The sequence below is a fragment of the Streptomyces rectiviolaceus genome, assembly GCF_039533825.1.
Classification (GTDB): Bacteria; Actinomycetota; Actinomycetes; order Streptomycetales; family Streptomycetaceae; genus Streptomyces; species Streptomyces rectiviolaceus.
The window spans coordinates 16,565-25,880 of record NZ_BAAAUG010000007.1; the positions used below are offsets into that span (position 1 = coordinate 16,565).

Consider the following 9,316-nt stretch of genomic DNA (forward strand, 5'->3'; position numbering starts at 1 on the left):
GCTGATCGGGACCTGACGGGCGGTCGGGTGGAGCTGGGCGAGCAGCGCGCGGTCCTCGTCGTCGGCTTCCGGGGAGTCCGCGACGGCGAGCACGGGGGCGTACTCGAGCTGGCGGGCCCAGGTGTCGGCGACGGTGCGCTGATCCGTGGTGGCCGCGGCGAGCCCGGCCTCCATGAGGTCGTCGCCGTTGCCGAGGTAGGGCAGGAGGAGGGCCGGGTCGACGGCCGTGATCACACCGCTCAGCCGCATCCCCTCGTGCGCGTGCGCGGTGATCACCTCGGCCATCGCCTTGGGCTCGACGGAGTCCCACAGCTCGACGACCGCGAGGCGCGTGAGACCGGAGTCCGCGAGCCGTTCGAGCTCGGGCACCAGGTCCTCGCGCAGGGCGCAGCACGCACAGTCGTTGACCAGCGGCGCCTCGCCGGTGGAGAGCACTCCGCTGGCATCGCGCACCGTACGTACGACCGTGCCGTGCACGGCCGTCGCCAGGTCGTGATGGAGCGCCACGCTCCCCGGGACGGTGACCAGGAGCCGCTCGACGGCCTCCTTGCGGGCCTCGGAGTGCAGACCGCCGACGATGGCGACGTCCATGGCCCGGGGGTTCGTCGCGCTCATCGCGCTCGACGCGCGCTGTAGCGGCGCTCGAAGCGCTCCACGCGGCCCGCGGTGTCCAGGACCTTTGCCGTGCCCGTGTAGAAGGGGTGGCTCGCGGAGGAGACCTCGACGTCGATGACGGGGTAGGTACGCCCGTCCTCCCACTCGACCGTCTTCTCGCTGGTCGCGGTGGACCGGGTGAGGAAGGCGAAGCCGGCGGACTTGTCGCGGAAGACGACGGGGCCGTACGGCGGGTGGATGTCCTTGCGCATGGCGGTCAGCGCTCCTCTCGGAAATCGACGTGACGCCCGACGACCGGGTCGTACTTGCGCAGCGTCATGCGGTCGGGGTCGTTACGGCGGTTCTTGCGGGTCACGTACGTGTAGCCGGTTCCGGCCGTGGACCGGAGCTTGATGATCGGGCGGAGTTCGTTGCGAGCCATGCCGCTAGTGTATGAAAATGAATCCCGTTTTCAAAACGGCTCCGCAGGGGATCTCCTCCCCACGACCGAGAGGTGCGTCACCATGTCCGCCCACTGCCAGCTGACCGGCGCCACGCCGGGCTTCGGCAACCAGATCTCGCATTCGCACCGGCGCACGTCACGCCGGTTCGACATCAACGTCCAGCGCAAGCGCTACTGGCTGCCGAGCGAGGGCCGCCATGTGCGGCTGCGGCTCAGCGCCAAGGGCATCAAGACCGTCGACACCATCGGCATCGAGGCCGCCGTGGCCAGGATCCGTGCGCGTGGGGTGAGGGTCTGATGGCCAAGAAGAGCAAGATCGCGAAGAACGAGAAGCGGCGCGAGATCGTCGCGCGGTACGCCGCGCGGCGGGCCGAGCTGAAGGAGATCGTCCGCAGGCCCGGCACGGGCGAGTCCGAACGCCTCGCCGCCCAGGCGGAGTTGGCGCGGCAGCCGCGGGACGCGAGTGCGACGCGCGTGCGCAACCGGGACAGCGTCGACGGCCGCCCGCGCGGATACGTGGGGAAGTTCGGCCTCTCCAGGGTGAAGCTGCGTGACCAAGCGCACGCCGGATTCCTCCCTGGGGTGCGCAAGTCGTCCTGGTAGCTTGGCGCGCGATTCACTGACCTGATTCGAGCGTCGTGGCGCTCGAGCGCCATGTAGGGGGACTTCAGTGCGCATGCACGTCCGGAACGTACGTATCGGTGCCGCGGCGGCGGGTCTTGTCGCCGCCCTTGTCCTGACCGGTTGCAGCAGTGACGGCGGCGACGGTGAGGACGAGGGCAAGGACAAGGGGTCGAGCTCGGCGGGTTCCTCCGCCGGTTCATCGGCCGGGGCCGACGGTTCCGAGACGCCGGACGAGGGTTCCGACTCGGGGGCCAAGGACGGGAGCTCCGAGGGCAGTTGGGTCGCCACCGCCGACGGGAATCCGCTCGCGCTGGTCATCGCCGGGAAGCAGGCGACGCTGCTCGGGGAGAACGTCCTGTGCAGTGGGACCGCGGCTGGCGATGCGATCAAGCTGAAGTGCGCCAAGGGTGACTCGGACCGCACCGAGGGCACGGTCGAGTCGGTCAACGGGACGTCGATGACGGTCTCTTGGCAGGGCGCGGGCCAGGATCAGTTCACGAGGACCGAGGGCGGGAAGCTGCCCGAGGGGCTGCCTACTGCGGGGCTTCCGCAGTCCTGAGTCTTTCGGGAGTCTTTCGGGGTGTCGCCTCAGCGGGCCGTGGGACCTTGTTCGGGGTCCTGCGGTCCGCTGTCCGTTTGTGCGCCCCTGTCTGTTTGTCCGCCCCTGTGTGTTTGTGCGCCGGTTTCTGAACCGTCCACCAGCATGGGCGGCGGCGCTGTGTCCAAGGCGTCCGACAGCTCCTCGAGGGTCGTGAGGAGGAGGCCCGCTCCTCTGCGTACGACCCGGTCGGGGACGCCCTCGCCGTCCCACTCGTCCAGGGCCTTGCGTACGGCTTCCCACTTCGGGACGCGGCGTTCGCGTACGGCCTTCGCGCCGTCCTCGGTCGACTTGCGCAGGGCCTGGGCGAGGCGGGCCGCCGCGGGGACGGGGGTCGCGTCGCGGTCCGGGAGGTGGGCCTCCATCAGCATGGCCACGCGGCCGAGTTGGGCGAGGGCGTCCTCGGCGTCACCGGCCGCGGCACGGGAGAGGCCGCGGTGGCGCACCGGTTCGTTCTTGGCCCGGGCGGCGGCTTCCTGCCAGGCGATGCGGGCGTCGCGGGCGGCGAGTAGCGCCCCGCGGACGTCGGGGCAGGCCTTGCCCACGGGGTCGGCGTAACGGTCGACGACGGCTGCGGCGTAGCGGCCGTCCGCGATCAGCCAGTCGGCCAGGCGGTTGCGCAGACGCGGGGTCTCCCAGGCCGGGTACACGGCGTACGCGATCATCGCGAGGACGCCGCCGAGGAGGGTGAGGACGACGCGTTCCGGCACTGTCTGCGTCCACTGCTCGCCGCCCATGCCGAGCAGGAACACGACGTACGCGGCGACGCAGGCCTGGGCGGCGACCTGGCCCGTGCGCATCAGGAGGTACATCATTCCGGCGCAGAGCACGGCTAGTGCCGCGGAGGGTCCGGTGCCGGGGTGCGCAAGCTGCACGATGCCCGTGGCCAGGGTTACGCCGACGAGAGTGCCGCCGAAGCGGGCCACGGCGCGGGAGTACGTCTGTGAGAAGTCCGGGCGCATCACCATGACCGAGGCCATGGGGGCCCAGTAGCCGTGGCCGAGGGGGAGCCAGGTACCGAGGAGGTAACCGGTCGCGGCCACCGCTGTGACGCGGATGGCGTGGCGGGTGACGGGGGATTCGTGGCGGCGGCGGAGCTCGGTTCGCATGGCGCGCAGGGCTGCGGGGAGGAGGGCGGGGAAGGTGGGGCGGAGGAGGGGGGTGGGGGGCGTTGGGGTAGGTGGGGGGTTTGCTCTGGGGGTGGTTGCTGTTGTGGTGAGGGCGGCCGCTTTGTCGGGGGGCTTGCCTGCTGTTTCGACCACGTCGCGCAGGAGTGCCGCCAGGCGCTTCGCCGCTCTCTGCGCCGGGCCCGTGAGGATCGCTCCGGTGTCCGGGGTCTGGAGGGTGGCCACGGCCGCGGGTGGGATCTTCACCGGTTCGCCCTGCCGGATCGCCCTGGCCGCCGCGTCCAGGATCGCGCCCGCCGCGGCCATGATCTCGCGTACGCGGTCGCGTTCGGGGCCTTCTTCCGGTACGCCCACCGCCGGGTCGGCCAGGGAGGCGAGTACCGGGCGGATGCGTTCGGCCACGCCGCGGGCGCCGTGGAGTTCGGCGGGGCGGGTGCGGGCCTGGCGCGGGGTGACGGTCGCCGCGTCGCGGGCCGCCATGAGGGGCTCGGGGTCGAAGTCGGCGTGCGGGTCGTGGCGGAGGCGGCGGGCGTAGTCGGCCTCGGCCGTGAGCGCGTCGGCGAGGGCGTCTCTGTGGGCGCCCCATCTGCGTACGGGGAACAGGATCACCAGGGCGGCCTGGATGGCGCCGCCCACCACCATCATCGCGGCGTGGCCTGCCGCGGCTGCCAGGGAGCCGGGGAGGGTGACCGTGACCAGCATGATCGCGACGTTGGAGGAGGCGATGAGGCCGATGGTCGGGCCCGCGGCCCAGCTCAGGCCCGAGAGGAAGGTCCAGAGGGAGAGGAGGGCGAGGAAGAGGAGGGTGTGGGAGCCGGTGAGGTAGCCGAGGAAGGTGGAGATGGCGAGGCTTGTTCCGGAGGCCAGGGCGAGTTCCGGGCGGGGGCGCCAGCTGCGTTGGAAGGTGGCGATGGCTGCCTGGAAGGCGCCGAAGGCCGAGCTGGCGGCTACGGCTGGGCCGAAGAGGGTGAGGCTTACGCCGATGACGACGGCGAGGCCGGCTGCGCCGCGGAGGGCGATGAGGGGTTCAAGCCGCTTCCGCTCGACGGTCAGCCCCGAGCGAGTGGTCTCCTTCAGCGCTCGAAGCCAGGTCACTCTGTGATGATACGGGGCATATCGGGCTGGCCGGGGGGTGCGGGCTGGTCTGTCTGTGGGGGCGGGGCCGCGCCGGTATGTCCGTCCTCGCTATCGCCCGGTGACCGCAGGGCTACTCCGGCCCCGGAGCGCCGCGAACCGTGCTCCGGGCGGACATACCGCCACGTCCCCTCGCGTTCGCTGCCGACTGCGGATGCGTGGGTCCCGGGCGCCCGTCTGCGGCACGTCGCACCTGCCGACGCCAACTGACCCCAACCCGCACGCCCCACCCCGGCCTGCACGTTTCCTGCCCCACCCGGGTCCGTACTTGCCCGCCCCACCCCGGGCCCGTACGTTTCCCGCCCACCCTGGCCTGTACTTGCCCACCCCACCCCCACCCGCACGCACAACCCGCCCACCCCCTGGCACCGCGGGGCAATCGGGCGGGTGGGCGGGAAAGGCTTGTTCGGGCAGAGGTGGATGCGGGGCCCCTGGGGGCTCGGGGGTGTTTAAGGGAGGTGGCGTTGGGCCGGGGTTATGTGAGCCTTGTTTGCTGCTGCTGTTCCGTGGGTCCAGCCCTCGTGGTCCGTTGCGCCCCGCACCCGGGTGGTCGACGTCTCCGGGAACATGCGCTCCGTGTGGGACGTGACGGCCACGTCCCTCGCGGCCAGGACGGGCAGCAGTTCGCCCGCGTCCGGCGACTCCACGGTGACGTCCTCCGCCGCCGCGGCAAGACGCGCGCCGAGCCGATTCGCGTACGCCAGTAGGAACGCCTGGCGGAACGTCTTCGTGCGCTTGCGGCCGCCCGCCCGCTGCCCCGCCTCCGCCTTCGTCATCGCCGCCGTGCCCTGCACGAGGAGGGAGGTGTGGAGGAGTTCGACCACTTCCAGGTCGGGCTCGAAGCCGACGACGGTCGAGAAGCCGTACGCCTCGTTCCACACCGCGCGGCAGCGGTTCGCGGTGGCCACCGCGTCCAGGAGGATCGCCTTCGCCGTCTCGTACGGGGCGTCCACGCCGATGCGGCAGGCGCCGGGGGTGTCCTTGGCGTGGGTGCGGGACGCGAGCAGGGCCTCGTCGATGGTGTGCCTGGCCATCAGCTCCTGCGCCTTGGCGGTGAGCGCCTCCGCCTCCTCGGGGAATCCGGTGGCCTCGGCCTTCGCCAGGAGGGCACGGATGCGGGTGAGGATGCGGGGCTCCTCGTGGCCGGGGGGTGGCGGCGCGTGGAGCGGGGTGCCGGGGGCGGGGCCCACCGGCTCGATCGCGGGAAGGCGCAGGAGGAGGCGGTAGAGGGCGAGGGTGGTGGTGGCCTGGGAGAAGCGGTCCGTCCTCGGGGTGGACTGAGGGATGAGCTCGGCCAGTTGCGCCTGCCAGCGGGGCGGGAGCGTGTCGCCGTACCGCCTGGTCTCTGTGGTGATCAGCTCGGCGGCCAGTTGTGTCTGGTGGGCACGGTCGGTCCCGTGGGCGATGTCGTCCTGGGCGCGGCCGACCATGCGTATGACGTCCGCCGGCTGCCAGCCCCGCTCCCAGGCGCGGCGCACCAGCTCCTCACCCCTGCGCCACAGCTCCGCGTCGGCCTCGGGCGCGGCCGCGAGGAGGGACGCACCGGTGTCGAGGCCCTCGTCGCCGTCCGCGTACAGCGCTGCCGCGAACGCCTTGTCGATCACCTCGGTCACCGGATCATCCATACGTCAAGGGTATGGCTGGCCATACCCCCAGGACGCCCCCCAGTGGTCGTGCCCGACGGGGCCGCGGGCGGTTGGCTCGAGGCATGACCTCAACTGCCGTACGGCTCACCGCCGTCCGCCGCCGCTACCGCGATGTGACCGCCCTCGACGGCGTCGACCTCGCGATACGTGCCGGGACCTTCACCGCGATCATGGGGCCGTCCGGCTCAGGCAAGTCGACGTTGCTGCAGTGCGCGGCCGGGCTCGAACGGCCGACGTCCGGGACGGTGGAGGTGGGCGGCACGGAGCTGACGGGGCTGAGCGAGCGCCGGCTGACCCTGCTGCGCAGGGACCGCATCGGCTTCGTCTTCCAGTCCTTCAATCTCCTGCCGTCCTTGACCGCAGCCCAGAACGTCGCCCTGCCGCTGCGGCTCGCGGGGCGCAGGCCCTCGCGTACGGAGGTGGGGGACGCGCTGGGCCGGGTGGGCCTCGGTGACCGCGCCCGGCATCGGCCGGGAGAGCTCTCGGGGGGTCAGCAGCAGCGGGTGGCGTTGGCGCGGGCACTCGTCACGCGGCCCGCCGTGCTGTTCGGCGACGAGCCGACCGGCGCCCTTGACACGACGACCAGTCGTGAAGTGCTGGCGCTGTTGCGGGAGTTGGTCGACGGCGAAGGGCAGACCACCGTGATGGTCACGCATGACCCCGTGGCGGCGGCGCACGCGGACCGCGTGGTGTTCCTGGTGGACGGGCGGGTGGCCGATGAGGTGCTCGCGCCGGACGCGGGGGAAGTGGCCCGGCGGATGGCGGGGCTCGAGTCGGGTTGCGGAGAGGCGGTTGCCCGATGATGTCCCTCGGGGGCTCGATGATGTTCCTCGCTTCCCTCCGTACACGCTGGGCCGGCCTTCTCGGCGCGTTCGTCGCCGTCGCGCTGGGCGTGGCCCTCACCGCCGCGATGAGCCTCGGGCTCGCCTCGACGTTCAGCGCGCCGGAGCGGGAGCCCGTGCGGTTCGCCGGGTCACCCGTGGTCGTTATGGGGCATAACACCCTGACTGTGCCGGTGAAACGCGGCCCGGACACCGCGTATGTGTCGAAGCCGCTCGCTCATCCACACCCTGTGGATATCGAACTTCTGCGCGAGCTGCGGCGCCTTGGCTCGGTCCAGCTGGACGGGGCGAACACGGGGAGGGACGCGGTGGGTGCGGGTGCGGTGGGTGCGGGTGCGGTGGGCGTGGATGCGGTGGGCGTGGACGCGGTGGGTGTGGATGCTCCGGTGGGGGATGTGCGGGAGGTCGTCGGGGCGCGGGCCCGTGTCCTGACCGGGGATGACCGGCGGCTCGCCGATCCGGAGCCGGGGCGGGACGCGGAGGCTCTGGTGGCGGTGAACTCCTTCTTGGGAACGGCGGGCGGGGTGTCCGCCTTCGTCTCGGTCTTCGTCACCGCGTCCACCTTCACCTTCGTCGTGGCGCTGCGGCGGCGGGAGTTCGGGCTGCTGCGGATGGCCGGAGCGACACCCGGGCAGGTGCGCAGGATGCTGCTCGCGGAGGCGCTCGCGGTGGGGGTCGCGGCCTCCGGGGTGGGGTGTCTGCTGGGGGCCTGGGGCGCGCCGGTGCTTGCTCGGACGCTGGTGGACGCGGAGATCGCTCCGGAGTGGTTCGGGATCGGCGGGGCGACCTGGCCGTACCATCTCGCCTTCTGGGTCGGGGTGTTGGTGGCCTACTCGGGGGCGTGGACCGCCTCGCGGCGGGCGGGCCGCGTGGGTCCCGTGGAGGCGTTGCGGGACGCGTCCTTCGATACCGGGGTCATGCCGTGGAGTCGGCGGATCGTGGGCGGCGTTCTGCTCGCGGCGGGGGTCGGGATGCTCGGCTGGACGCTGTGGACCGATCCGTCGGCCCTGATGAAGCGGAAGACGTACACGACTCAGCCGATGATCCTGATCACCGCACTTGCCGCGCTGACTCCCGTTCTCGTACGTCCCGTTCTGCGTGCCGTCCGCCTTCCAGGCGCGGTCGGGCTTCTGGTCCGCGAGAACTCCGCCGCGTCGGTGCGGCGGACCGCGGCCGTCGCCGCGCCGGTCCTGGTGACGGTGGCCCTCGCGGGCTCGCTGCTCGGCTCGGCGGAGACGGCGGGTGAGGCGCGGGCGGTGGAGGCGCGGGAGCGGACTGGGGCTGAACTGGTGGTTACGGGTGATGACTTGGGGCCGCTGGAGCCGCGGGGGCGGCTGGGGTCGGCAGGGTCGCTGGGGTCGCTGGGGTCGTCGGCGCGGGAAGGGTGGGTGGCGCAGGTGGATGGGGTGGCGGTTGCCGCGGCGTCCGCTTCCACGGCCGTGTTCGTGCGGGAGGAAGGCACGGCGCTGATCCGGTCGGAGGCACGGGCCGTGAGCGATCCGGCGGCGTTCGCTTCGGTGTCGCGGCTTCCGGTGGTGGCGGGGGACGTACGCGATCTCGACGACCGGTCGATCGTCGTCAACGAGGAGTGGGAGCGGCGGCGGGTGGGCGAGCGGGTCGACGTCTGGCTCGGGGACGGGAGGCCTGCGCGGCTGCGGATCGTCGCGGTGCTTGCGCGGGGGACGGGGGACAACGGGGCGTACGTGACGGCGGCGAATGCGGGGGGTGGTTCGGGGGCTGGTCCGGGGGTGCGCTCAGGAGCGGTGCAGGTGGACCGTATTGACGTGGGGCTGCGGGACGGGGCGGATCGGGGTGAGGTGGCGGGGGCGTTGCGGGAGCGTGCGGGCAGCGGTGTTGGGGGTGAGGTTCGGGTGCGGGCGGCGGAGGAGTGGCTGGCGGACACCCATCCGGCGGCGAAGCCGCAGACGCGGCTGGGGATGGTGGTGCTGCTGGGTATCGCTCTTGTCTACACGGTCATCTCGCTGGCGGGAACGCTGCTGATGGCGACGTCGGTACGGGGGCCTGAGCTGCGGTCGCTGCGGATGGCCGGGGCTACATGGGGTCAGGTGCGGATGGTCGTCGCCGGTGAGTCGTTGCTGGCTGTGGCGGTGGGCGCGGTGCTGGGCCTGGCGGTGACCGCGGTCAACCTGGGCGCCCTGAGCGCGGGCTTGGCACGGCTGTCGGCGCCGGCGGGGGTGGCGATTCCTTGGGGGATGGTGGGGGTGGCTGCGGGGGTCTGTGCGGTGGTGGGTTTGGGGGCGGGGGTGATGGGGGTGGGGGTGGTGCGG

Annotated in this window: 10 protein-coding genes; 5 read left to right on the forward strand and 5 right to left on the reverse strand. The window is 72.4% G+C overall.

Going from position 1 to position 9,316, the window contains the following annotated elements:
* From ABD378_RS00545 to rpmG, 3 genes are all read right to left on the reverse strand, one after another.
* A partial coding sequence (locus ABD378_RS00545) for a GTP-binding protein (protein WP_344518227.1) occupies positions 1-615 on the reverse strand: 615 nt, incomplete at its 3' end.
* Positions 612-866: a type B 50S ribosomal protein L31 gene (locus ABD378_RS00550; RefSeq protein ID WP_344518228.1), complete on the reverse strand. Its 255-nt coding sequence runs from the start codon at positions 864-866 to the stop codon at positions 612-614. The genes ABD378_RS00550 and ABD378_RS00545, both read right to left, overlap by 4 nt.
* Before the next feature lie 5 nt (positions 867-871).
* The gene (gene rpmG / locus ABD378_RS00555) at positions 872-1,036 is read right to left on the reverse strand and encodes a 50S ribosomal protein L33 (protein WP_009719228.1); all 165 of its coding nucleotides are present in this window, start codon (positions 1,034-1,036) and stop codon (positions 872-874) included.
* An 82-nt stretch (positions 1,037-1,118) separates the two neighbouring features.
* Between rpmG and rpmB the strand changes: the two genes are divergently transcribed.
* From rpmB to ABD378_RS00570, 3 genes are all read left to right on the forward strand, one after another.
* Complete coding sequence (rpmB, locus tag ABD378_RS00560; RefSeq protein ID WP_344518229.1) at positions 1,119-1,355, forward strand: 50S ribosomal protein L28; 237 nt, start codon at positions 1,119-1,121, stop codon at positions 1,353-1,355.
* On the forward strand, positions 1,355-1,660 hold the full coding sequence (gene rpsN / locus ABD378_RS00565; protein ID WP_344518230.1) for a 30S ribosomal protein S14: 306 nt from the start codon (positions 1,355-1,357) through the stop codon (positions 1,658-1,660). The genes rpmB and rpsN overlap by 1 nt, the downstream gene beginning before the upstream one ends.
* Before the next feature lie 73 nt (positions 1,661-1,733).
* Positions 1,734-2,240 (forward strand): hypothetical protein, encoded by a 507-nt coding sequence (locus ABD378_RS00570; protein ID WP_344518231.1) that lies wholly within the window; start codon positions 1,734-1,736, stop codon positions 2,238-2,240.
* 29 nt (positions 2,241-2,269) lie between these two features.
* Here ABD378_RS00570 and ABD378_RS00575 read toward each other — a convergent pair whose 3' ends face one another.
* Both ABD378_RS00575 and ABD378_RS00580 read right to left on the reverse strand, forming a co-directional pair.
* A complete protein-coding gene (locus tag ABD378_RS00575) occupies positions 2,270-4,501 on the reverse strand; it encodes an FUSC family protein (protein ID WP_344518233.1) in 2,232 nt (743 codons plus the stop codon).
* Between the two features lie 488 nt (positions 4,502-4,989).
* A complete protein-coding gene (locus ABD378_RS00580; protein ID WP_386544356.1) occupies positions 4,990-6,165 on the reverse strand; it encodes a DUF2786 domain-containing protein in 1,176 nt (391 codons plus the stop codon).
* Between the two features lie 83 nt (positions 6,166-6,248).
* On the opposite strand from ABD378_RS00580, the gene ABD378_RS00585 reads away from it, so the two are divergent.
* Both ABD378_RS00585 and ABD378_RS00590 read left to right on the forward strand, forming a co-directional pair.
* The gene (locus ABD378_RS00585; RefSeq protein ID WP_344518234.1) at positions 6,249-6,989 is read left to right on the forward strand and encodes an ABC transporter ATP-binding protein; all 741 of its coding nucleotides are present in this window, start codon (positions 6,249-6,251) and stop codon (positions 6,987-6,989) included.
* The coding region (locus ABD378_RS00590) for an FtsX-like permease family protein (protein WP_344518235.1) at positions 6,986-9,316 on the forward strand (2,331 nt) is incomplete at its 3' end. The genes ABD378_RS00585 and ABD378_RS00590, both read left to right, overlap by 4 nt.